Source organism: Virgibacillus sp. JSM 102003 (assembly GCF_041949995.1).
Taxonomy (GTDB): Bacteria; Bacillota; Bacilli; order Bacillales; family Amphibacillaceae; genus Lentibacillus.
Genome location: NZ_JBHFQH010000005.1, coordinates 151,040 through 175,591, shown reverse-complemented (window position 1 = coordinate 175,591; position 24,552 = coordinate 151,040). Strand labels below are relative to the sequence as shown.

The following is a 24,552-nucleotide window of genomic DNA, read 5'->3' as shown; positions in this document are numbered from 1 at the left end:
GGTGGTTTCATCGACTTGAATTTCTCTTCGTAATAAAAGTTTTCCTGAATAACGGTTAATAAAGTCGTTGTCGAGGTTAGAGGACACGAACTCACGCTCCTTCTTTGGGGATATAGAAGAATTAAGCACTACCAGCCGGGGTGACTGGCAGTTAATAACTATTTCTTGTACCAAGTAACGCCAAGAGCACCTTCACCAAGATGTGTTCCAATTACTGGTCCGAAGTAGCTTATTGTACTGTCAACATTTGGATACATGGCATCCACACTGTTCTTTAACTCAATTGCAGCCTGCTCATCGTTAGCATGGATAAAAGCGACTTTCAGATTTTTCCCTTGCTTAGCATCCTCTTCTAGCATACCAATAATTCGATTTAATGCTTTTTTTCGTGTTCTTATTTTTTCAAAAGGAACAATTTTTTTATCAACAAAGTGCAGTACCGGTTTAACTTGAAGTACACTTCCTAAAATCGCCTGAGCACCATTTAAACGGCCTCCGCGCTGCAAATTATTTAAATCATCCACCATAAAATATGCACGCATACTTTGTTTCATTTCGTTGAGGCGATTGATAATTTCTTTAGGGTCTTTTCCGGCTTGGGCCATTTCTGCTGCTTCCAGCACATAAAAACCTTGAGCCATGGCACTAAGCTCCGAATCTAGCGGATAAACCTCAATTCCTTCAGCCATCTCTCCAGCACTAACTACAGTTTGATATGTTCCACTAATTCCACTCGACAAGTGAATGGCTATAACCGCATCATAATCCTTGGCAAGCTCTTCAAATTTATCTGCAACAAATCCAATTGAGGGCTGTGATGTTTTAGGCAGGCTACTTGATTCCTTGACCTTCCGATAAAATTCTTTTGTCGAAATATCAATTGATTCACGATATGATGTATCTTCAAAAACGACACTTAACGGGACGACATGAATATTGTACTGATCTTTCAGTGAATCAGAAATATATGCCGTACTATCAGTCATTACAGCAACTTTCATCGTGTACCTTCTCCTCTTCTAACTTGTACTATAATGTATTATTTTACATGAAGAAAAATATATTTGCATCACATATTTATAACAAAAATACTCTGTCACCCAAAAGCGACAGAGTATCGATATCTATAAAGGAACAAATTACTAATATTGTACTTCCACCCAGCCTTTACGAATTGCGGATACGACTGCTTGTGTGCGATCGTTTACGCTCATTTTCTGCAGGATATTGCTGACGTGGTTTTTTACTGTTTTTTCACTAATATACAATGTTTCCGCAACAGCACGATTACTTTTTCCATCTGCAAGGAGCTGTAATACTTCACATTCACGTCTTGTCAGCAAATGAAGCGGCTTGTGGTACTCGATTGCGCTTTCCGCTACGTTCGACACATTTTCCTGTGCGAGACGGCGATATTCCTGAACCAGGTTATGGGTTACTTTCGGGTGAAGATAGGAACCACCTTCACTAACCACTTTAATCGCATCTATTAACGAATCAGAGTCCATTTCCTTAAGCAAATACCCCTGTGCCCCCGTTTTCAGAGCATGGGTAACATAGCTTTCATCATCGTGAATTGAAAGAATAATAACATTCGTGTTTGGAAAGTGTCTTACGAGATCTGCAGTTGCTTGTACGCCATTCATTGTTGGCATGTTGATATCCATTAATACAACATCAGGATTATGTTCCTTAACTAATGAAGAAGCAACAAGACCATCATCACCCTCTGCAACAACCTCAAATGATTGTTCAAACTCAAGGATTCGCTTTACACCTTCACGAAATAATTTGTGGTCATCAATTAATACAATTTTTGTTTGTTTCATATTCATCGATTATGTTCCTCCTAGATTAATAGCTATTTATATATACCCTATTACGTTTCAATGGTAGCCTATTTCGTACTTTTTTTCTTTATCGGTTTAAAACTATTATACTTGAATAGTCAAAAAGTAGTAACTTTTTCTCACGAAAGTTCATATGGAACTTTTATCTTAATTTTTGTTCCCTCACCAATCGTTGAGTTTATTGTCAGTTTACCATTCAACATTTCAACACGTTCTCTCATTCCAATTAGTCCGAACGATTTATCCCGTTTTAACGCTGGATCAAAGCCTTTTCCATTGTCATTAATAACCATCACTAAATCCTTTGGCCCAACGTCCAGCTTCACCTTAATTAGAGTTGCTTCTGCGTGCTTAATAGCATTCTGAATGGATTCCTGTACTAGGCGAAAAAAAGCAATTTCATATTTTTGATTCAATCGTTTTTCAAGCCCCATCGTTGAAAACTCAATTTCTGTATCATTATAATCAGCAATTGTAGCAACATATTTTTTAATCGTTGGTATAAGTCCTAAATCATCCAATGCCATTGGACGCAAGTCATAAATAATGCGTCGCACTTCATATAAAGATGAACGAATCATTTTTCGCACACTCTTTATTTCTTTTAACGCGTCGTCAACGGTCCCTTCTCGAAATGTACGATCAACAAGCTCTGAGCGAAGCAATATGTTTGCTAGCATCTGAGCAGGACCATCGTGAATTTCTCTGGATATTTTTCGACGCTCGTCCTCTTGGGCTTCAATAATTTTCAAACCAAATTCCTGCTTCTCTTTTGCCTCTTCAATCATTTCATTGACTTGTTTAAAATCGTCGTTTAGATAAGTGAGAATAACTGATATTTTACTAGCTAAACCTTCAGCACGCTCAATGGTCTGATCCAACGTAAGCAATCGTCGCTCGAGATCATCTCGGCGATCGCGTAACCCTTTCTCTTCCTGACGCAGCATTGCCAGTTTTGTTTGCATCATGTGTGTGTTTTCATAAACTTCACGTATTTCACTCTCTGAATGGCGATCAAAATATTTACTCACCTCAGAAAGCCGTTGTCTGGAATACTTAACCTTTTGTTCCAATGCATCTCCATCATTAATGTGCTCGATGACTTTTTCTTTGGTTTCTTTTAATTCTCTAAGTAGATTTTCATATTCGCCTCGTGCTTCTTCACTTATGTTAAAAATTTCATCTTTACTGTTTTGAACAACATCAATCATATCATCGATCACATAATCTAATGCTTTTTCTTCCATTTTTTGAACCATCTTGTTCCCACCAACCTATGATATAATTATTCGAAATAAAGTATTTTTTTAATAGGGTCTTTTAGCATACTTTTAGGAAAGTTTATCCTTTTATTATAGGTCAAAATATAGCCCTATCTATAATAATGGATTGTCAGGAGGTTAAAAGCAAGATGTTATCGAATTATTTTACCGTAAAAAATGAAGGAATTATTCAACTAATCATACAAAAGTCACGATTTATTGGCTACGTAAAACGGGTAGAAACAGAAGAAGCTGCTCAATCCTTTATTAGCGAAGTTAAGAAAAAGCACCATGACGCAAATCATAACAGTTCAGCATATATGATTGGCGAGAATAATCAGATACAAAAAGCTAATGATGATGGTGAACCAAGTGGTACGGCCGGTGTACCGATGCTGGAGGTATTAAAGAAACAGGATCTAAAGGACACTGTAATCGTAGTGACCAGATATTTTGGTGGCGTAAAGCTAGGGGCTGGCGGCTTAATTCGGGCTTATGGCAGTGCGACATCACAAGCAATAGCGGCTGCTGGTGTTGTGGAACGTCAGCTAATGCAAGGTATATCTATTGTTGTCAGCTACTCACTACTAGGCAAAGTAGAGAATGTATTACGTAACTCTGATCATGTTTTGGATTCCATTAATTATCTGGAACAAGTGGAGTTCATAGTTTATGTAAGAGATGGCGAAGAAGCGAATTTCCGCGAATGGATTACAGATATCACAAGTGATCAAGTCACTTTTGAAACCAAAGGCACAGCATATGTGGAGATTGATGTTCAGTTCAGTTGAAGTTCTCCGGATCTAGTTGAAGTTTCCTGGTTGGAGTTTCCGGTCTCGAGTTGATATCCTCGCTTTCAGGTCGATATCCCAGCTTTCAAGTTGATATCTCCCATTTCTGGGTAAAAAAAGAGCACTGTCTCAAAGTTTCGACAGTGCCTCTTCATCTGCAATCAGCGTGACGTTTCCATGCTTCTGGAGTATGGATGCTGGGAATTCCTCAGAAGTTTCTCCATTTATCATTCTGTTAACAGCCTCAGCCTTTTTTTCACCGGAGACAAGCAGAAGGATTTTTTTACTCTCCATAATTGTTTCGATGCCCATCGTGATGGCTTTTTCTGGCACATCATTCAATGAATCAAAAAATCGCGCATTAGCCTTACGGGTAGTCTCATCCAAATCGACAATATGTGTACGGCTGTCAAAAGCTGTGCCAGGCTCATTAAATCCAATATGTCCATTCAGGCCTAATCCCAAAACCTGCACATCGATGTACTCAGCTTTATACATTAATGTTTCATAATCTCGACATTCCTTTTTCAGATCCTCGGCATCACCATTAGGCAAAAAGGCACGATTGTCAGGCAAGTCAATATGCTTAAACAATTTATCATTCATGTAAAAGCGGTAACTGTTAAAATTGTTTCCTGAGAGGCCAACATACTCATCTAAATTAAACGTTGTCGTTTTTGTAAATGAAACCTCATTCCTTTGATAGGAATTAATCATCTGCTGATACATTCCTTCTGGAGTGGAACCAGTGGCGAGGCCCAATACAGGATTATCGAGGCTATTTACTTTTTCAACGATTAAATCACATGCTCTCTCGCTCATTTCTTTATAATTTTTTACTTTAACAATTTCCATTCAGTCTTAATCCTCCTCGTGCGCAATTTCTCCACGGCAAATTGTGTATTTAATGTGCAAATCATCATCTACGAGTAAAAGGTCTGCATCCTTCCCAACTTTAATACTCCCTTTTTTGTCAAAAACACTCAGTTGCTTCGCCGGATTGGAAGAAGCCATTTCAATTACATTTCTGATTGATACATCCTTTAATTGAAGCATTTGCTGTGCACCTTGATACATCTTCAGAATACTTCCGGCAAGTGTCCCATCATCAAGAACAGCACGGTCTTCTGTTACGTTAACAGGCTGTCCCCCTAACTCGTATGCACCAGAATGGAGGCACTTAGCTCGCATCGCATCCGTAATCAGAATTAACCGTTCGCTTCCCATATTTGAATAAATTAATTGAAGCATTTCGGGGGATACATGAATTCCATCTGCAATTAATTCAGCACGTAATTCTTCCAGTCGAAATGCAGCACCCACGACACCTATGTCACGATGATGTATGCCAGTCATCGCATTACAGATGTGTGTGACCTGACGAACCCCATGATCAACCGCTGTTTTCATCCCGTCAAATCCTGTCCCCGTATGACCCGCAGAAACGTTTACACCTGACTCGAATAAAGACCTAATAAATGTGCCATCTTCATCATGTTCAGGGGCAAGGGTAATGGTTTTAATTTTATTCCCTGACAACTGCTGCCATTTCTTAAACTGCCCAATATCTGGCTTCATTATATATTCCAGTGGCTGGGCACCTTTTTTACTTTTTTCAATAAAGGGGCCTTCAAGATGAACACCCATAACTTCCGCTTGTCCACGCTTAGATTTATATTCCGCCACATTTTGTAATGCAGCCTCAATACTTTCAGATGATTGTGTAATAGTTGTTGCTAAAAAACTGGTCGTACCTTCTTTTGGTAAAACTTCTGCCATCGTATCCAATGCTTCCTCAGTTGAATCCATCACGTCTGCGCCTGCTGCACCATGAATATGTCCATCGATGAATCCGGGTATAAGATTTAAGCCTTGCCCATCGATGATTTGTGCAGTTTCCGGAGGTGTTGTATCTACGTTATTATGTATTTCTTTTATCATACTATCCTCTAAAACGATTGAACCATTAACTACGCCTTCTGATTCAGTAAATATAGTGGCATTTTTTATAAATAACGAACGTTTCATTTCTTTATCAGCCCTTTGTATTTGCTAATCTTTAAGGTAGCACATCCGCAACACACATGTCTAGAAACCAACCCCAAAAAGAAAAACTACATTCGCCTAAACAGCAATGTAGTTTATAAAATCAATTTGAAATATTTTTATAGATTGTTTTTCCATTTGTTAACTCTTGGATTAACGCCTGGATCAGTTCCTCGGAAGATTGGAATTTTGAGTTCTCTGTTTCGTCAATCATCTTTTTCAGCATATTTTTATATCGTTCCTGCTCTACCATTTTCATACCGCCTTTTGTCAAAATGCATGACTATTATACCATGTTTAAAACAGTGATGTTGTCGAATAATGTCGACCACTGAAATTTTTCTAAAATAATTCGTATCAGGATTTATTTTGTGACTGTTTTCCATTTAATCAACAATAAACATAGGGCGGCTATTGCAGCACCGACTCCATCCAGAACAACATCACCTATATAAGGTGTTCGATTAGCAGTGAAACCTTGATGGAATTCATCTAATCCAGCATATGCAATTGTAAGTGAATACGATATGATAATTAGTGGAAGGAACTTCATATCACATGTACTTCTTAAAGCAATATAAAATAAACACATTAGCACAAAAAATACTCCAACATGTGCGCCTTTACGCAGGAAGAACTCAACGATACCCGCAGTCCCCAATTCTGCTACACTTACCTCTGAATGATGGTAAGTAAAAGATATCCAATCAACCAAAGGTGTTAAAAAGGATAAATCAAATGAACTTTTCAAAAGTGGCTTAACATCCTGATCTTCATAAGGCTGTGCTGAGGAATAGTAAATTATCCCCATCCAGCCAATAGGCAGCAGCCAATAGATATATTTTTTCATAGTAAATTCACCCTAATTCTCATCCCAGTTCCACACTTCAATTCCACCTAAGTAAAACTGATGAAGCAGTTCTTCGCTCTGTAATTTTTCAATTTCACGAACAGGACCTGTTACCGTAGCGCCATAAACTTTCATGCCATTTTCACGTAGGTAGTTCAAACGCTTCCGGTCAATATCTTTGCCATTATAACTTCCATTTTCGATTAACCACTCAATATCTTTATAAAATTGATCGATTGATTGTCCTATACTATCATGGTGCAAATAATAACTCGAAAAAGATAGTCTGTTTTTCTCGTCATATTTAGCTTGCGGCCTTAACAGCAGCGCGTTCACAAATGTAAATTGTCCAGCTCTTGAATGACTTATATCATACTCTTTAATCTCTCCACCATATACCGGCATTTGGAGAACTTTTAAATCATATGGGTTTAATAAATTCATCATCTCTCGTGGAGTCATACCTTTTTTTGCAGAGAAATGAATCTGTGCGACATGCCCATCTCCTATTTTATTAAACTGAGCCCACAATTTAGGATTGCCTTCTTTGCCATTTGACGAGGCACTATCTTTTCCTAGTAAATCCGGGGCAATAGCAAAGTTAAACATCTTATCCTGTGTGTTTAGATACTTTTCGTTAAAATTAAATTCAAACCCAATTTTGCCAATTAAATGTTTTTGCGCGGTAACTTCTCCAATAACCACGTCCCATTCGCCGACACTACGGTACAACTTTAATGTAGTAGACTGAGTCAGAAGCGCATTGATTTCTGCATTAGTCCCATGCGATTCATGTACCTCAAAACCAGAATACCTTGTTTCAACAAGTGTTGTTATTAGTCTGTCAAACTCCGCTTTTTTTCCTGACATATCATAATAAATGCTCACAGGAATCATATATACAATGTAAATAAGAAAAATTAACAGGAGTGTTCTAATGACAGTAAATCCAATTGATAGTCTCGTTCGCCATACCATCTTTCTCGCACTCTTTTTATCTAATTCAGCTTGGTCTTTCTCTTCCCATTCATCTAAGACATTATCATCTTTCATCTGAATATTCTCCTTTCAGCAGCTGATCATAATATCGAAATTTTTTCCTTGCACGGAACAGCGTAGTTTTAACCTGGCTAACTGATAGATTCATAGCGGTCGCGACTTCCTGATATGTAAAACCTTGAATTTCACGTATGTAAAGAATGGTGCGCATTCGTTCAGGTAATCGGCTAAGAACTTCTTCAATATGTACCTGCTTCGTAAGGTTCTCTAACTGCTCTTCAGGGTTTCCGATATTGTTATTGTCGGCACGTTCCAATTGAATTCGTTCCACCATAAGCTGTTCAGACTTAGACTTTCTAGTCCAATCGATGAAAAGGTTACGAGCTACCTTAAAAAGCCACGCTTTTGCCTGTGCCATGTTTTTCACCTCTAACGAAATCATCGCCCGATAAAACGTCTCCTGCAATAGTTCTTCAGCAACCTGTTTATTTCGGCTCATCTGCAATAAATAGCGGTAAAGTGGAAGTTGATACGCCTCAAATAAATCTGTAAATATGGATCTTTTCAATCAACTCCCACCCCCTCTATATATTTAAACGATTGAACAATCCATTTGTTACATGAAATATTTATATTATTTTTTTAAGTGCAAAATAAAAAACCGCAAGCCATTAGCTTTACGGTCAGCACTTATTTATCCTGTTCTTTTCGCCACTTAGTAAATTCAAGGTATTCTTTAAATTGCTCTTTTGATACACCCGATTCCATAGCTTCCTGAACAATTTTCAACCACTCACCATCTAATTGTTCCTCTGTCTCTTTCCATTTATCTTCTAATATCAACTCATTCACTGGGACTCCCAGTACAGAACTAATTTTTTCAATAAACTGGATCGATGGGTTCGTTTGAAGGCTTCGTTCAATAGAGCTTAAATAGGATTTGGCTACACCAGCTTTATCTGCGAGTTCAGAAATCGACATCTTTTTTTCTTGACGTAGTTGCTTTATTTTTTCACCGATCAAGTAATACACCTTCTTTCAAAAAAAATTATAACATAAAAAGGTGTATGGTTCTATATAAAGCACAAGACTTTTTAAAATATTTATTTATTTTATTTAACTTATGCTTATAAAACATGACATTACACCAAGTCTAAATGGTGAAAGTCTTCGTTAGGCATATGTAGTAATAAAGGCTTTATTCTTTCTTATCTGCCAAAAACAACCTAACTTCTTCCAAAGTTAACCCGATGGTTTTTGCCTCTTTCATCAGTTCCAACCACTCATAATCTATTTCTTTGTTCTTTCTTGCATTAATCATTTCTATCGTCCCCCATTTAAATTCCCAGGCAGTCCGGCCGTCATAGCTATAAAGCTTTAGACCCGTGACTTTGCGCCCCCATTTTTCAATAAGTTTGCTATTTTCTGAGGAACCATCGTTTTATAAGACTACTATACTATATTTATGGGGGTTATTGGGTGTCTTCTTTTGTCAAAATCGAACTAGTTTTGTAATTTTCAAAAATTATTTTGACGATATAGGTCATTCGAACCATTTAGCACATTAAAAACCCTTCTAACAAAGACATACATTCGATATACGTATTACTTTATGGGCAAAAATATTGCGCAAGTTCTCATCTCTAAAAACCAGCCTGTATTCTCACATTTGTTACCTTTTACAAAGCAATGAATTTTATACGCATTCAGAACGCTTCTTCCGGGGGCTTCGGAACGTGCTGTTCCCATAGGAGTCTGCGTATTCTGCCTCCACTGATAGAGATTTCTGATTAGAGCCTAAAGTGTTCCCAAGGCTAAGAAGCAATATCACAATAAGCATTGATTAATTTACAGGATAAAGTGAGTAAAACCTAGCGAAGGAAATACACGTAGACTCCTGTGGGAGCTTGCGCCTAGATGAGACTACGCAGCGACGTAGGAGCAAGGAGGTTCATCAGCCGCCCTAGGTGCGCGGAGTGTATTTCCGGAGCGGTATAGGAACACTCAAACTTTTTAAAAAGTAGTTCGCAGTTAATATCAACTGCGTAGATAAAAGCAACAAATCTTACTACAAAATCATGAAACATTTGACTCCGCAAAAACGTCTACTAATGTGCTAGGTGATTTTTCTTCTTCTATTTACATACCTTAAGATGATGAGATTTGCCTATTGTGAAAGGGAACGCAAAGATGTACTCGAAACAAGTTATCTTGGCACGAACCTGTTCACTGCATCATTCAGTTCCACCAATTCTAAAAGAATAATAGACTAAAATGACTAGTTTCGATATAATTTATCTAATTATTGATTATTTCTGAAACGACAGAGGAGAATAAATTGTGGATTCGAGAATTGAAAAACGAAATGAGAAAAAGAAACGCAAATGGCCCTACTGGGTTGGGGGAATTACGCTTGGTTTAGTATTAATAATTGGCATTTACTTATTTTATATTTATGATAAAGTCGGCGATACCGTCGAAGTCATGCATGAACCACTGGCACGGGATGAAAATCCTGATCGTCAAAAAGAACTGGACTCGCTTTTTAGTGAAAATGATACCATTAATATTCTTTTACTTGGAGTCGATGAACGGAAAAATGACAAAGGACGTTCAGATACCATGATATTGATGTCACTGAACCCACAAACAAATTCAATGAAAATGTTGAGTATACCTCGTGACACGTACGTAAATATTCCAGGTCGAGGGATGGATAAAATCAATCATGCTTATGCATTTGGTGGTGTTGGATTATCCGTGCAGACTGTGGAGGAGAATTTTGATGTTCCGGTACACTTTTATGTAAAAGTAAATATGGAAGGATTTCAGCAAGGAATTGATGCTTTAGGTGGCGTAACAGTTACAAATGACCGTGCATTTTCACAGGGAGGAGTAGATTTCCCTACAGGTGAAATTAATCTGAATGGTGAAGAAGCACTAAAGTACATTCGTATGCGTAAAGGTGACCCAAGAGGAGACATTGGACGTAATGAGCGTCAGCGTAATGTAATTAGAGCAGCTATTGGCGAAGCAGCAAGTTTCTCAAGCATTACCAAAATCACCGATATTCTAGGTATTCTTGGCGGGAATGTAAAAACTGATCTCAAAATGGAACAGATGCAAACATTATTTTCCGATTATCGTCAAACTCGAAATAACATCGATACAATGGAAATAAGCGGCAATGGTCAAATGATTGACGGAATTTGGTACTATGTTGTACCCGATGAAGAAATGAATCGGGTTCAAACCGAAATAAAAGAGCATATGAAAGCGAAATAGTCATCTAAAGATGGCTTTTTGCTTTTACATACATGTTTTTGCATATAAAAGGTGATATGATTAGATTATATTTTCTAAAAGATTGAGGGGGTCATTATGAAAAGAATAATTGCTTTGCTTCCACTTTTATTACTTCTGATTGTTACTGCATGTTCTAATGATGAAGTTACACCACAGGAACGCTTCGATCAATATGTAAAGCATTGGAATGAACAGGAATTTAACGAGATGTACAGTATGAGTACTACTGCTTCAACTGAAAAATATGCAAAAGAAGACTATGTTGAACGATATAAAAATATTTATGGCGACCTAAACGTTAACAATTTAAAGATTACCTATGAAAAATTATCCGAAGAAAAAATGAAAACTGCCATGGAAAAAGGAACAGCTCAGTTTCCATTCTCAGTCGAAATGGAAACAATTGCAGGTCCAATCGCATTTGACTATAAAGCAACACTTATTAAAGAAGGTGAAGAAGAGGATGCCAACTGGTTCGTAAAATGGGATCCAGGCTTTATCTTTCCAGCAATTCAAGATGGCGGTGAAATCGGTCTATCCACGATAAAACCTGAACGAGGCGAAATACTAGATCGGAATAATTTACCCATAGCTTTAAATGACACCGTTCATAATGTTGGCATCGTTCCTGGAAAAATAGGTTCTAATCCAGAACAGGCGAAACAGAAGATATCTGACTTATTGGGCATGTCGGTTGAAGCGATCAATTCTAAGCTAGATGCCGGATGGGTTGAGCCTGATTTATTTGTCCCACTTAAAAAAGTGCCGAAATCAGAAAAGAAAACGCTAAATCAATTATGGGAAATAAGTGGCGTGACGGAGCGTGAAGTAACCGGTCGTGTTTATCCATATGGAGAATCATTAGGTCATCTTGTCGGCTTCACAGGACCAGTAACTGCCGAAGAGTTAGAGGATATGGATTCTGGCGAATACAGTGCAAACGACATAATTGGTAAACGAGGGCTTGAACTACTATTTGAGGAAAAACTTCGTGGTGAAGCAGGCGTAAAAATAACTGTTTCCAAAGAAAACCAAGAAGAAATTGTCCTAGCCGAGAAGCCGGTTAAACATGGTGAAGATGTCGTAACCACGATAGATGCCGATTTGCAAAAGAAAATATATGAAAGCTATGATGGTGAATCCGGGACAGCAGCTGCAATTCATCCAAAAACAGGTGAAACATTAGCACTTGTGAGCAGCCCTTCCTTTAATTCGAACGAAATGGGATTTGGTATTTCACAATCAAGACGGAAAGAATTGCAAAATAAACCGAAACAACCATTATTAAATCGCTTCAATTCTACCTATGCACCTGGATCAACATTTAAACCAATAACTGCGGCTATTGGCCTGAATAACGGGACCATCGTTCCTGGTGAAGGTGTAGAAATTAATGGCTTAACATGGAGTAACGGTGAAAATTGGGGAAATTACCAGGTTCGCCGTGTATCAAAGTCAAACGGGCCGGTAGACGTTACGAATGCATTGGTTCGCTCGGATAATATCTATTTTGCTATGAAAGCAGTAGAAATGGGCAGTGATAAGTATGTGAAAGGATTAAAGCAATTTGGTTTCGCTAAAGATTTTCCATTCGAATACCCGATTGAAAAATCCACAATCTCATCCAGTGGAAAACTTAATGATGAGGTTTTACTTGCCGATACAAGTTACGGACAAGGAGAAGTCCAGATGAGCGCACTCCATTTGGCTATGGCTTATACCCCATTTTTAAATGAAGGTAACCTGCTTAAGCCTACAATCCTTGCCGATGCAGAAAAAGGCCAGGTTTGGCAGGAACAATTAATAACTGGTGAGCAAGCCACACTTATACAGGAAGCACTTCGTAAAGTGGTTGCAGCACCAAACGGAACAGCAAAAGGGGCAGACATTGACGACTTGGCCATCTCTGGGAAAACCGGAACAGCCGAGCTTAAAAAATCCGGTGAGGAATCAGGTGCAGAAAATGGCTGGTTTGTTGGCTATCCAACTAAAGACCAGGACATTCTAATTTCCATGATGATTGAAAACACAGAAGATAAAGGTGGCAGCGCATATACTGTGGAAACAGTTACCGAATTATTAAAAGCCATTAAATAACTCAATTAAAGCCTGCTCCATTTATGGAGCAGGCTTTAACATTACATTCTTACGCCACACACATTACAATAATTAGCCGCGGCTGGCACTTCATGATCACAACGGTAGCATAAGGTAGTTTTTTGATATTCGGTATCTGGCACATCTACCTTTTTACCGCATTGCTGGCAAAATAAATCATCCTCTGTAAGTAAAGCACCACACGTGCACTCCATCATGTCGCCTGCTTCTGGTTCCTTTTGACCTATAGCAGCGTGGATTTTTTTATCTAAATCTTTTAATACCTCACCTTTTTCATCTAAGACTGAAGCAAATTTTTCACCACGCCGATAGGCTAAATAGACTTCCTGCCCTAATTCAGTCAGAACTTTGGTTTTGGCAGCCGTCAAATCCTGAACCGTTCGTTTATCTTCCATCGTATTATTCATGTGATCCTCCTTTTAGAAAAGCTTTCTTGAATATGCACCAATAAACCCTGTCAATCCGGCGTATAACAAACTAATGAAAAACGTTTGAATTAATTTAAAACCTGCAAAGAACGCCTGTGAATCACCCATTTCTTCATGTTGGATAGAAAAGTTTAGCGTTGCATGGTATGTAAAAAATGAGGAAATAACAGCAAAGAATATACTGTACATGATAATCTTGCTTGAAAAGTTATTCTGCGATTTTCTTATTAAACGCCCAACCGTAATAAAGAATAAAGCCACAATTACAATTGATATAATCTCATAGGATTCAAATAACTTGTTAGGAATAATAAAATCAGTTATTCCACCCATATTTTCATCCAAAGTATTCATCGTATGAGAAATTCCTGCATGAAACGAGTACTGCACTTCTTCCATTTGTGTACGCTGGAAAATAAATGTATTAAACATTGCAAGGTTCAGCAAATAAATTGCAACCCTTCCAACAAAAGTTATATCAGCAAATATTGAATCACCTATAACATCCTGAAACATTCGGTTTTCAGCAATAACTGAAGTGTATTGACTAAACTGAAATACACTTAAAACCACAACTGTAACAATTACACCCACAAAGGCAAGGGAGCTGTAATAAAGAGGCCACTGATACGGAATATAGTGTGCCTTTTCCTTTAATGGCCCTCTGATCATAACCATTCCAAGATAACTAAAAAAGAACCCCATAAATAGCCCATTTATCACTGCACTAATAAAGTGGAAATCAAGCGTTATAGTGTAGAACTCACTAACAATCGTTTTATTTCCTGTAATAAGTGAAATAGCTCCCAACAAACTGCCATATCCTATAGCAAAAAATACCGCTGCCTTCCATTCGTTAATGGCTGGATTCCGGAACTTCAAAAATAATCCCCCGGCAATTAAAGGAACTGCTGCGATTATGCCAAGGTAAGCTAATCCGGCGGAAGAAAATGCAAGCTGCTGCGAGAACTCCGCATCACCGATTTCAGTTGAGAAACTGGTAAGGTTAGTAAGTAACGCAAAATCCAAAACACTAAGCTGATCCAATACTTCCTCATTGAAAGGTATAATAATTTTCATGAATAAATCACTTAAACTGCTGCCTTTTAACGACTCTAATACGATATTAAGTAAAAATAAGATACCTATCGACAATAGAAATCCCGGCAGAACTTTTTTGCCAAGATCCTTATCAAAATTTGTATGGCTTTTATGATGGTTCGCTATTTCATACGTGTCAAATGAATTCCCGCACTCTGTACAATATCTCGCTAAATCACTATTACTTGTACCGCATGACCTGCAATATGAAGTCTGATCAACGAGCAAATTTCCACTTACATCTAGTGTCTGAAGTGGATAACCATCCTCCACACAATATAATGCATATGTATCATTCTTTGTTCCACATTCACTGCAATACAACTAATCCCCCCCTTTAGGTAAAAAGTAATATAGCCTTATAATACCAAACATTTGTGTAGAATTGTTGTATTCTTTTGAAAAAGCATGAATGTGGATAATTTGTGAATTGGCTCAAACTGTCACACATTCGGCTCAAGTTCACAGTAAACCGGCTCAAATAGACACAAATTCGGCTCAAGTTCACAATCTTCTCGCTCAAGTTCACAATTCTATTAAAATGTACTGGTTCATATTTCTGCTAACCAAACTGCCCAGCCGGGTACAACGCAACGCTAGAAAACCAACCTATTGGTCAAGCGTAAGTAACGCTTATACAGTAAGAAGGTATTTATATTACTGCAAAAAAATACTACCTATTAAAAGGTAGCAAAAACTAGTTCGTCCTCCAGAATGAAAATCTGCTTCCCCTAGACTCATCATTTATTAGGTCGGGGCGCGTCTGATGTGTTTTTTCTAGCACAAGCCGGTAGTTCATATCTATAGCCATGATGATCTTATAGATAACTATTCCGCTTAGCACTATTTGGGCTGCTATGAATATGAACTGGATTGTCCCAGCACTCTCCGAAAGTACAATCAAACTTAATAAAAGCAGCACTTGTATTAAAGTTACCAGGAAGGACCGCATCATAATTGTAAAAACTGTTGTAATAACTGCCATAATGAAAACCACCATATATTCCTGCATGAGTAAATCTAATATGTTCATGGTCATCACCTATCCTTTTCGTTATCCAGAAGTTCAAGTTGTGTATCGCCATACCTTTCATTTAAATACCCGCCTGCCAGCCCTTCATTAATCATTCGATCTATGTCTGTGTAATTGTAATTTCTGTTAAATTCCATCCCAACTCCTCCTTTGTTTCTATTATTATATGATTCAGTCAGTATTTCCTTGATACAGGTCAAATTTTTTTAGAAAACTTGGCTTATCGCAAGGTCTAATATAGATAAGCCTTAGTTGCGCTTATGCAGTAAGAAAGTATTTATACTTTCTTACCTACCAAAAAACTAAAAAGAAGCATTCTCAGCTAAGGAATGCTCCTTTATAATATAAATGCTCCATATACTAATGTGATTCCAATTACAATTGCGGGATGGATGCGCATTCGTTCAATTAAAAGAAAGCTTGATATGGTTATCAGCAGAACCTGCCACAACCCAATTCCTTCAAACGATGTCTGAAAGAATCGCCATGCCATGACACCTAGTAAAATTGCAATAACCGGACGCACATATAATGTTAACCGTTGTACTTTTGGTGAATCTTTGTATTTATACAATACGCCTAACAGTAATATCATGATAATAAGTGACGGCGCCACTGCCGCGAATACTCCGATGACAGCACCAAGTGGTCCTCCTTCTGCATAGCCGATGTAGCCAGCAAGTTTAGTTGCAATTGGACCAGGAAGTGAATTGGCGAGTGCTAGCATTTCACTAAACTCCTGAACTGACATCCATTCATATCGCCGTACAACCTCATTTTCAACAAGCGGGATTGAAGCAGGACCCCCACCATAGCCGAGAATTCCAGGTATAAAAAAAGCCAGAAAGATGTGCCAATATTTCATTTGTAAGCACCGCCTTTATCTGCAGATGTGGTATCTTTTTTGAGAAGGGCTATTAAAATTAACACACCAATGATAATCCCAGGATGTAAATTCAGAAATTGAAACAAAATAAATATGATCGCTGACATAACAATTGTTTGCGTCCATCCCATGCCTTTTCTGGCTTTATCAAAAAATTGCCACGTAAGAACCGCCAGCATCATTGCCACTACAGGAATTACTGCTGCAGTCATACCCTGAACCCAGTCAACGTCCTTGATGCTGGATAATGACGACAACAGAATAATCATCAGTATAATTGTGGGTATAATTGTTGCGAGAACAGCACTTATCATACCAACTAATCCAGAAACACGATGCCCAATATAGCCAGCTAGTTTGGTAGCAATTGGTCCTGGGAGTGTGTTCGCTAACGCAAGGAGGTCACCAAAATCCTCATCACTCATCCACTCATATTTATCGACGACCTCTTTATGTATTAACGGTATCGATCCAGGGCCACCACCATACCCCAGCATCCCCACTCGAAAAAAGGCAATAAATAAATTCCACTGCTGCAATGGAATACCTCCTGTCCTGGATTGGATTTTATGTATATGTAGCAGATTTCATTCATTATAAAAACAATCATAACAGAAGTTGCCTTAGATTAGAAAATTTGGATATCGCATTTATATTTAGTAAGAGCCAGCCCTTTTAAAAGGACTGGCTCTATATAGTGAGATTATTTATTTAGCGATTTTTTATTTGCAGTATGGAACAGATACCATGCTACAAGTGCAAAAGCAATAATCGATGCAAGCGGACCGAAGAATGCTTCGCTAGGGAATACGACACCAGCAGTTACAGCTAATGCAACAATAACTCCCATCAATGCTTCACCGGCAATGTAACCTGAAGCAAGTAAAATTCCGCGTTCATTCTTATCCTTCAACTCGTCTTCATCTTTTGTGCTGCGTTTAATGATCGCATTGATAAGTCCACCAACCATTATTGGAGACGTCAAATGGATCGGCAAATACAGTCCAACAGCAAATGGCAATGATCCTATACCAAACAGCTCAACAGTTGCTGCAGCTGCGGCACCAATGAAAATTAAGTTCCATGGAAGGTCACCGCTCATAATGCCCTCAACAACCATTGACATAAGAACCGCTTGTGGTGCAGGTAGTTCAGCAGACCCAAATCCATATGCATTATCAAGCAAAATCAGGATGAAACCAATTACAACACTTGTAATCAGCACTCCGTAAAGCTGTGCAATTTGCTGCCATTTTGGTGTTGCACCAACAATATAACCAGTTTTCAAATCCTGTGACGTATCCCCGGCAATAGCAGCTGCAATACAAACTACAGAACCAATAATAATTGCTGTAACCATACCTGCTTGTCCAGTTTGACCAACAGCAGATAATACAAGCGAAATGAAAATCAATGCTCCAATAGTCATTCCGGATACAGGGTTTGAGGAACTTCCGACAATACCAACAATTCTAGATGATACTGTTACAAAGAAGAACCCAAAGATAAAGAGCAGAATCGCTCCTATAAATCCTAAATCAATTGTTGGATAGAACATAAGAATGCCCATAAATACTACTGTTAAGACAGCAATTAACGTGATTGGTATATCTCTATCTGTACGCAGGTCCTGACCATCACCTGCTGATGAAAATCCTTTAATTGCTCCACTAAATGATGATGCAATAGTTGGTAATGTTTTAAGAAGCCCTACAATACCACCGAATGCTACCGCACCAGCACCAATATAACGTAAATAATTATCCCAGATAGCATGGAAATTCATTTCCGATATAGGAACTTCAGCAGGGTAAATTGGCTCGGTCGCAAAACCACCAATATAGCTGATTAAAGGAATGATCCCTAACCACCCCAATACACCACCGGCAAACATTATTCCTGCGATGCGAGGTCCGATAATGTAGCCAACACCGAGCAATGCAGGCAGTGTATCCATACCAACTGCAGCATTCTTAAATTTATAAATTTCCCACTCTACTGAAGATGGGAATGCTTTAACGGCATCTGTTAACAGTTTAAAACCAGCACCAATACCAAGCCCTTTGAATACTAGTTTCGCGCCTTTTCCACCCTCTTCACCGGCATGAAGTACTTCAGCACATGCTGTTCCTTCCGGATAAGGCAGTGTTTTGTGTTCATTAACAATCAATGCCCGGCGCAGCGGTATCATTAGAACAACACCTAAAATACCACCAGCTAAAGCAATAATAGCGATTGTCGTCAAACTTGGCTCAAGCTGCCAAATGAATAAGGCAGGTAAAGTAAAAATAACACCTGCAGCAAGCGACTCACCAGTTGATGTGATCGTCTGTACAATATTATTTTCTAATATAGAAGTTCGCTTCATAATAATTCGAAGCACTGCCATTGAAATTACTGCTGCTGGAATTGACGCAGAAACAGTCATCCCAACGATAAGTCCTAAATATGCATTTGCTGCACCAAATACGATAGCCAATACTGCACCAATCACCATTGCAACCCATGTGAACTCAGGCGGGTTTTTGGATGCAGGTACGTACGGCTTAAAATCTGGATTTGGATCCTGCTTTGACAAAATAAACACCTTCCTTACGTATATTCTAGCTGTAAAAATGAGTCGGCTTTAATTCTCAAAAATGTATGATAATTATCAATATAATGATAAATATCCACATAAATAGAAAAACCTTACTATAAAATTATAGCAAGGAGAGAACCGATTCATTTTTCTAAAATTTAACACTTGGCATTCCAAGTAATTATAGCCCTTAATATAATATCATACTTTTAATTTTAAGAAAACCTATGTAAAAATATGTTAGTAGAAAAAATTGATCTTGTCGCCAGGACTTAGTTAAATCATGCAGTAAGACTGCCCAAAAAAACACTCCCTAACATTGCAGGAAGTGTCTTAAAGTAATTTCACTAATGATTGAAATGCCTCGTAATCGCGATCATCCAATGCTTTATCAATCAATCGTTTCATGTTTAATTGCTCTAATTCATCAATAATAGCTTCACTTTCATAATCTGGTTCACTTTTTATCTCTTTATTTAAATAATACGGATCAGCAATCGAGTGTAATTGAACTAAGAAATCAGGAAGTGATATAAGCTCGCTCATAGCCATGTAAATGATGTCTTTACCTTTTTGAAAAGCAAACCTGGCACCAAGATTTTCGACTTTTTTTGTTCTGCGATTTATACGGATTTCCTTTGATTCAATCGGCACAAATTGGTAAACCTTATTATTAATGAATACTGCAAAATATTGATATGCCAAAATTACGCGAACATAATTATCATCTGCTTTGATATAATAAGGCTTCAACATCTTCACTGTAACCACTCTTGCACCTCCCAGAGCATAATATACTCTTAATTTTCTGTAAATTCATTCTACTATATAACGCACAAAAACACAAGTGAAATTTTTGGAAAATTGCAAGCTGCAATATACCACTCAATTGCTGCAGGCTAAAGATAGCTTGCCTGTTTGTCAGGATTTTATAAGCTGTTCAGCGTATAATCAACAGCCTTCTGAACATCGGTGTTCGAAAAATTTTGTTCATTTTTGTCAAAGTTGATTCCGGCCTGCTGTAAATATTGGATACCTTGTTTCATATAGGATTTATAGGTATTATTCAGTTCATTAATTTCCACTTCAAACCGTTCATCGGTTCCTGGTGCAACAAGTTCCTCATACAAATCCACAACTTCCTCCCCTTCACGTTCCGGGAAAAATTCATGTGGATCCGTGCTGTCAAAAATACATACATCCAATTCACGAACAAGCACCATATCAATACTATTCGGATCAAAACTGCAATGATACATCTCAACATCGTACCCATGTTCTACGCATGCTTTCGTAATTTTTTTCATAAAGGTCGATTTACCTGTCCCGGCACGCCCCTTGATAAAAAAAACGTTTGCGATATTCTCTTTAAGATGTGGAACAACATTGACAACGCCATCCACCGTATTGGTCCCAAAAAGCCTATGAAAGGTATGAGCTGTGCGGGCTTTTTTCGAAATACCTGTTAAAAGTGTATAGATAAACTCTTCTGTAAATTGATCTGCACGATTAAAGTCCATTTGATTAATATAGACTTCTTCCAATTCATCGTGAATACTTAACCCTTTGGCAAAACTGTCATATGCAGATTGGGTTAAAACATTGAAATCTGTTAGATCTGGATGTTTTTTTGTAGGGACTGCTTCTTCCAGGTTAATTGCAGCCGATTCTCCGTTTACAATTGACTCATCTAAAATTGCCAGTGATTTTTCACGGATAATGATTCCGTTAAGGTACGTACTCCCTAAAGGACTATGAAGAACCTCAATCATACTCTCCTGATAATGCCTAAGCAAATTCTGTATTACTTTCGTTTTAAGTACTGCTGAAGGATGCCTGAGCTTAATAACCTGATTGATTCCATTTAAATTACTATCCAGGAGATTAACCAAGCCGCGGGCTGTGTTCCCAGTGACATAATAATGTAGATTAGGCAATATTGATCACTTCCTTTTTTAAAAGTATAAGTATAGCCTATTCATTTTATGATTTCTGTTGGGGTTTGGTGATTAAGATTTTTAATTTCCTAGTACTTCTCCACAATCCGATCCTGGAACACTGGTATTCGCCCTCTAACTTCATCCACTAGTTCATAATCTACTGTTGCAGTGACAATCTCCTCGCCGCTTCCACCTTCAGCTACGATCTTTCCCCATGGATCAACTACAAGCGACATACCGCCAAATTCATTTTTTGGATCAGCACCAATCCGGTTACAAGCGACAACATAACATTGATTCTCAATAGCACGTGCCTGTAGAAGGGTACGCCAATGATCGATTCTTGGCTTTGGCCATTCCGCTACAACGTACATTACTTTGGCTCCGTTGACTGCTGACTTGCGCATCCACTCCGGAAAGCGTATATCATAACAAATATATCCCGCAGCGGGCTCTCCATCCAAAGTAAACTCTGCTTCGTCCTCTCCACGTTCCAGGTACAGATGTTCATCCATTAATTGAAATAAATGTAACTTACTGTATTTGTGTATCAGCTTTCCTTTCTGATCTATTACCAGTAATGTATTGCGCACACCATCATCACACTGTTCAGCAACAGACCCACCAATTAATGTTACATTGGATTCTTTTGCCAATTCACTTAAAAACGCAATCGACACTTGAGCATCTTTATCTGCTATTTCATCTAATCGGGTTAAGTCATAGCCAGTCGTCCACAGTTCAGGTAACAAAATAATTTCTGCACCTGTTTTCACTGCATTTGCAATTTCACTTTTAGCTCGTTTAATGTTCGCTTTAGGTTCACCATATACAATATCCATCTGAATCATCGCAATTTTTTTCTTCAAAAGAACACCTCCTGCTTCTACTTTACCATTTAAAAAATCGTCACCCTAGGGATAACGATTTTTTTCTTAATAATGTCCAAGCAAGCCTTTTTTCATAGCATATTTTTCACACGCCAAGTAAATACCGACTCCAATAATTCCATAAACGACGGCATTCCCAATCAGCCAGAAGTAATCACCCATTGTAAAATCTGCTAATGTGTAACCATGAATCATCACTTGTCTTGTCATATCAACTCCTTTTACAAATGGTGCAGCAACCATAAACGGTGCAACTGACAATGGAACAAATGTCAGTCCAGCAATGATGAACTGAAGGATTTGCAGGAATGCACTAATTTGTTTAAAAATAAGCGCCATTCCTGCTATGACAAAACTGGTACCTATCATACTGGCCAATGTCAACAGAAGGATAGGAATGATGGCAAACGGGTTCAGATTTAACCATTGGCCAGCCGTCGCCATTGATACGAATAACAGAAAAATCACCAGGATAAAATGATTAAAAATCATCCCAAACATTCTGGACAAGAATATTTTCCACGGGCTTACTGGCGACATGAAAAGCTGCTCCAGCGTACCTTTCATTGCTTCATCAGATATCGTCCACCCAATTGACTGCAGAACCATCATAGCAAAATACCAAAAAATATAGTTCACAATAACAAACTGCGTATTTGTACCAGCCTGAGCTGGATCACCAATAACCTGAATTCCAAACATCATCGCAATAAAAATAATGTAAAATGTCAAAAGAAGGCTTATCGTATTAGCTTTGTACCTTACTAATTCGAGATACTCCATCTTCGTATTAACGCGCAGCACATTCCAAAAAGATGTCATGATGCCACCTCCTCTTTAACAAGCTTTCGAAATACTTGTTCAAAATTAATTTCGGTACGATTAATTGTTTCAATTGGCGTCTGATTCTTTTTAAAAATTTCCATCAAATCATAAATGTCCTGTTCCTGCTCAAAACTGACTTCAAGCTTCAACCCTTCCCACCGGTGGATCGGGAACTTCAATTCAAGAACCTCCCACTGTTCTGCAGTCAATTCTTCCTTCAGGTTCACTTGATATGCACTTGTTTCAAACAATCGCAGCAACTGGTCTACACGTTCATCTGCAATTACTCTTCCATCATTAATAATGATTGTCCGTTGACATAGGTCCTGAACAACTGGCATATCATGCGTACTAATGATAACCGTCTTTCCTTGGTCACGAGCAATTTTTCGAAGTAATTCACGAACTTCATATCCTGTCTCCACATCAAGGCCAAGTGTTGGTTCATCCAGCAGGATCACATCTGTGTCTGCAAGCATTGCCACACAAATAGCCAGCTTCTGCTGCATGCCTCGTGATAAGTTATTTACCAATTCATATTTTTTATCCTGAAGCTGAAAGAGGTTCAATAACTCATCTACCTGTTTTTTAGTTTCCTTTTTCGGGACACCCCGATTGCCTGCAAAATACTCCATATTTTCAAGCACATTCAAACGCCAGTAAAGATTTCGATTCCCTTCAAGAACCGCGCTTATATGGCCCAATGCTTTGTTGCGGTCCTTCACACTATCGAAGCCATTTATTGTGACCGACCCTTCGTCAGGAACAAGCAGTCCACAAATTGTTTTAATTGTTGTTGTTTTACCTGCACCATTTGGCCCAAGCAAGCCGACAATTTCCCCCTTCCCGACTTCAAAAGAAACACCTTTAACCGCAACAAACTCTTCCTTAGACTTCCGTTTTTTATAGCTCTTTTTAATTCCATCTACTGTAACGATACTCCCCATGTTCCCAAACCCCTTCCAAACTTTGTTAACTTCATTATACCGATTTGTCAGAGAAATACATCAGCCGTAAAGATGTTTTCATCCTCAGTCTAGGGGCTGAGTTAATGTTCTTTGCCCTTCTGTTGATGTTCTCGCATATAGGATTTGTTCAGTTCAACTCATTTCATCAAAAAAAGTCATGCGGAGACTCGTTCTCCACATGACTTTAATCTTTACTATAATTCCGCTCGTTCTTCCTCCGTAAACACCCTGGATCTTGTCAGGAACCGTTTCCCCTCAGGTCCTTCCAATGAAAACATTCCTCCGCGACCTTTAACAGCATCTATGATCAGCTGGGTATGTTTCCAGTATTCATATTGATCCTTTGATATATAGAAAGGTGTCTCACCAATTTCACCTAGCAGCAAGTCTGAATCCCCAACGCGAAACTCATCCCGTGGATAGCACATTGGCGAACTTCCGTCACAGCAGCCACCTGATTGATGAAACATGAGTGGCCCATGTGTGTCAGCTAATGTGTTAATCAGACTTAGCGCTTCTTCTGTTGCTGTTACACGATCAGCCATTTTTCACACCCCTTCTATTTTTAAAATTTTTCGTCTCAATTATTATATGCGGAAAAGGAGCATCGGCCCCCCTTTTCCCAAAACCCCCTGTAAGCATAACTAGATAAAGTAAACATGGATAAAGTTCAAGGTA

Annotated in this window: 27 protein-coding genes and 1 riboswitch; of the genes, 3 read left to right on the top strand and 24 right to left on the bottom strand. The window is 38.4% G+C overall.

Features of this window, described 5'->3' with window-relative positions; all coding sequences use genetic code 11:
* Positions 1-158: 158 nt before the first annotated feature.
* The 3 genes from ACE1TG_RS07565 to ACE1TG_RS07555 all read right to left on the bottom strand — a co-directional run bounded on the left by ACE1TG_RS07565 (position 159) and on the right by ACE1TG_RS07555 (position 3,109).
* Positions 159-1,001: a DegV family protein gene (locus ACE1TG_RS07565; RefSeq protein ID WP_375051763.1), complete on the bottom strand. Its 843-nt coding sequence runs from the start codon at positions 999-1,001 to the stop codon at positions 159-161.
* 141 nt (positions 1,002-1,142) lie between these two features.
* On the bottom strand, positions 1,143-1,835 hold the full coding sequence (locus ACE1TG_RS07560) for a response regulator (protein ID WP_375051762.1): 693 nt from the start codon (positions 1,833-1,835) through the stop codon (positions 1,143-1,145).
* Between the two features lie 134 nt (positions 1,836-1,969).
* Positions 1,970-3,109: a sensor histidine kinase gene (locus ACE1TG_RS07555; RefSeq protein ID WP_375051761.1), complete on the bottom strand. Its 1,140-nt coding sequence runs from the start codon at positions 3,107-3,109 to the stop codon at positions 1,970-1,972.
* A 152-nt stretch (positions 3,110-3,261) separates the two neighbouring features.
* Between ACE1TG_RS07555 and ACE1TG_RS07550 the strand changes: the two genes are divergently transcribed.
* Positions 3,262-3,903: a YigZ family protein gene (locus ACE1TG_RS07550; protein WP_375051760.1), complete on the top strand. Its 642-nt coding sequence runs from the start codon at positions 3,262-3,264 to the stop codon at positions 3,901-3,903.
* Positions 3,904-4,032: 129 nt separating this feature from the next.
* Here ACE1TG_RS07550 and nagB read toward each other — a convergent pair whose 3' ends face one another.
* The 8 genes from nagB to sinI all read right to left on the bottom strand — a co-directional run bounded on the left by nagB (position 4,033) and on the right by sinI (position 9,119).
* On the bottom strand, positions 4,033-4,758 hold the full coding sequence (nagB, locus tag ACE1TG_RS07545) for a glucosamine-6-phosphate deaminase (RefSeq protein WP_375051759.1): 726 nt from the start codon (positions 4,756-4,758) through the stop codon (positions 4,033-4,035).
* 6 nt (positions 4,759-4,764) lie between these two features.
* Positions 4,765-5,931 carry an N-acetylglucosamine-6-phosphate deacetylase gene (nagA, locus tag ACE1TG_RS07540; RefSeq protein WP_375051758.1) on the bottom strand — a complete coding sequence of 389 codons (1,167 nt, stop codon included), beginning with the start codon at positions 5,929-5,931 and terminating at the stop codon, positions 4,765-4,767.
* A 121-nt stretch (positions 5,932-6,052) separates the two neighbouring features.
* Complete coding sequence (locus tag ACE1TG_RS07535; RefSeq protein ID WP_375051757.1) at positions 6,053-6,202, bottom strand: hypothetical protein; 150 nt, start codon at positions 6,200-6,202, stop codon at positions 6,053-6,055.
* A gap of 111 nt (positions 6,203-6,313) precedes the next feature.
* Positions 6,314-6,799, bottom strand: coding sequence for a VanZ family protein (locus tag ACE1TG_RS07530; RefSeq protein ID WP_375051756.1), 486 nt, complete (start codon positions 6,797-6,799; stop codon positions 6,314-6,316).
* Positions 6,800-6,811: 12 nt separating this feature from the next.
* A complete protein-coding gene (locus ACE1TG_RS07525; protein WP_375051755.1) occupies positions 6,812-7,852 on the bottom strand; it encodes an anti sigma factor C-terminal domain-containing protein in 1,041 nt (346 codons plus the stop codon).
* A complete protein-coding gene (locus ACE1TG_RS07520) occupies positions 7,842-8,366 on the bottom strand; it encodes an RNA polymerase sigma factor (protein WP_375051754.1) in 525 nt (174 codons plus the stop codon). Before ACE1TG_RS07520 ends, ACE1TG_RS07525 begins: the two co-directional genes overlap by 11 nt.
* A gap of 122 nt (positions 8,367-8,488) precedes the next feature.
* Positions 8,489-8,821 (bottom strand): helix-turn-helix domain-containing protein, encoded by a 333-nt coding sequence (locus ACE1TG_RS07515; protein ID WP_375051753.1) that lies wholly within the window; start codon positions 8,819-8,821, stop codon positions 8,489-8,491.
* Positions 8,822-8,996: 175 nt separating this feature from the next.
* Positions 8,997-9,119, bottom strand: coding sequence for a DNA-binding anti-repressor SinI (gene sinI / locus ACE1TG_RS07510; RefSeq protein WP_375051752.1), 123 nt, complete (start codon positions 9,117-9,119; stop codon positions 8,997-8,999).
* A gap of 24 nt (positions 9,120-9,143) precedes the next feature.
* Positions 9,144-9,228: riboswitch (cyclic di-GMP riboswitch) on the bottom strand.
* 910 nt (positions 9,229-10,138) lie between these two features.
* Between sinI and ACE1TG_RS07505 the strand changes: the two genes are divergently transcribed.
* Together ACE1TG_RS07505 and ACE1TG_RS07500 are read left to right on the top strand one after the other, a co-directional pair.
* A complete protein-coding gene (locus ACE1TG_RS07505) occupies positions 10,139-11,083 on the top strand; it encodes an LCP family glycopolymer transferase (RefSeq protein WP_375051751.1) in 945 nt (314 codons plus the stop codon).
* Positions 11,084-11,179: 96 nt separating this feature from the next.
* Positions 11,180-13,201, top strand: a complete 2,022-nt coding sequence (locus ACE1TG_RS07500; protein ID WP_375051750.1) for a penicillin-binding transpeptidase domain-containing protein — start codon at positions 11,180-11,182, stop codon at positions 13,199-13,201.
* 41 nt (positions 13,202-13,242) lie between these two features.
* On the opposite strand, the gene ACE1TG_RS07495 is transcribed toward ACE1TG_RS07500, so the two are convergent.
* From ACE1TG_RS07495 to ACE1TG_RS07435, 13 genes are all read right to left on the bottom strand, one after another.
* Positions 13,243-13,629, bottom strand: a complete 387-nt coding sequence (locus ACE1TG_RS07495) for a zinc ribbon domain-containing protein (RefSeq protein ID WP_375051749.1) — start codon at positions 13,627-13,629, stop codon at positions 13,243-13,245.
* A gap of 12 nt (positions 13,630-13,641) precedes the next feature.
* The gene (locus tag ACE1TG_RS07490; protein ID WP_375051748.1) at positions 13,642-15,075 is read right to left on the bottom strand and encodes a hypothetical protein; all 1,434 of its coding nucleotides are present in this window, start codon (positions 15,073-15,075) and stop codon (positions 13,642-13,644) included.
* Positions 15,076-15,448: 373 nt separating this feature from the next.
* Positions 15,449-15,790 carry a hypothetical protein gene (locus ACE1TG_RS07485; RefSeq protein ID WP_375051747.1) on the bottom strand — a complete coding sequence of 114 codons (342 nt, stop codon included), beginning with the start codon at positions 15,788-15,790 and terminating at the stop codon, positions 15,449-15,451.
* Positions 15,790-15,921, bottom strand: coding sequence for a hypothetical protein (locus tag ACE1TG_RS07480; RefSeq protein WP_375051746.1), 132 nt, complete (start codon positions 15,919-15,921; stop codon positions 15,790-15,792). Before ACE1TG_RS07480 ends, ACE1TG_RS07485 begins: the two co-directional genes overlap by 1 nt.
* Before the next feature lie 200 nt (positions 15,922-16,121).
* A complete protein-coding gene (locus tag ACE1TG_RS07475) occupies positions 16,122-16,649 on the bottom strand; it encodes a chromate transporter (protein ID WP_375051745.1) in 528 nt (175 codons plus the stop codon).
* Positions 16,646-17,209 carry a chromate transporter gene (locus ACE1TG_RS07470; RefSeq protein ID WP_375051744.1) on the bottom strand — a complete coding sequence of 188 codons (564 nt, stop codon included), beginning with the start codon at positions 17,207-17,209 and terminating at the stop codon, positions 16,646-16,648. Before ACE1TG_RS07470 ends, ACE1TG_RS07475 begins: the two co-directional genes overlap by 4 nt.
* A gap of 164 nt (positions 17,210-17,373) precedes the next feature.
* Complete coding sequence (locus ACE1TG_RS07465; RefSeq protein WP_375051743.1) at positions 17,374-19,248, bottom strand: OPT family oligopeptide transporter; 1,875 nt, start codon at positions 19,246-19,248, stop codon at positions 17,374-17,376.
* A gap of 336 nt (positions 19,249-19,584) precedes the next feature.
* Positions 19,585-20,022 (bottom strand): IDEAL domain-containing protein, encoded by a 438-nt coding sequence (locus ACE1TG_RS07460; protein ID WP_375051742.1) that lies wholly within the window; start codon positions 20,020-20,022, stop codon positions 19,585-19,587.
* 158 nt (positions 20,023-20,180) lie between these two features.
* Positions 20,181-21,188, bottom strand: coding sequence for a hypothetical protein (locus tag ACE1TG_RS07455; RefSeq protein WP_375051741.1), 1,008 nt, complete (start codon positions 21,186-21,188; stop codon positions 20,181-20,183).
* Positions 21,189-21,277: 89 nt separating this feature from the next.
* Positions 21,278-22,060 (bottom strand): carbon-nitrogen family hydrolase, encoded by a 783-nt coding sequence (locus ACE1TG_RS07450; RefSeq protein ID WP_375051740.1) that lies wholly within the window; start codon positions 22,058-22,060, stop codon positions 21,278-21,280.
* A 66-nt stretch (positions 22,061-22,126) separates the two neighbouring features.
* A complete protein-coding gene (locus ACE1TG_RS07445; RefSeq protein WP_375051739.1) occupies positions 22,127-22,903 on the bottom strand; it encodes an ABC transporter permease in 777 nt (258 codons plus the stop codon).
* Positions 22,900-23,853, bottom strand: a complete 954-nt coding sequence (locus tag ACE1TG_RS07440; RefSeq protein WP_375051738.1) for an ABC transporter ATP-binding protein — start codon at positions 23,851-23,853, stop codon at positions 22,900-22,902. The genes ACE1TG_RS07445 and ACE1TG_RS07440 overlap by 4 nt, the downstream gene beginning before the upstream one ends.
* A gap of 215 nt (positions 23,854-24,068) precedes the next feature.
* Positions 24,069-24,419: a DUF779 domain-containing protein gene (locus ACE1TG_RS07435; RefSeq protein ID WP_375051737.1), complete on the bottom strand. Its 351-nt coding sequence runs from the start codon at positions 24,417-24,419 to the stop codon at positions 24,069-24,071.
* Positions 24,420-24,552: the final 133 nt, after the last annotated feature.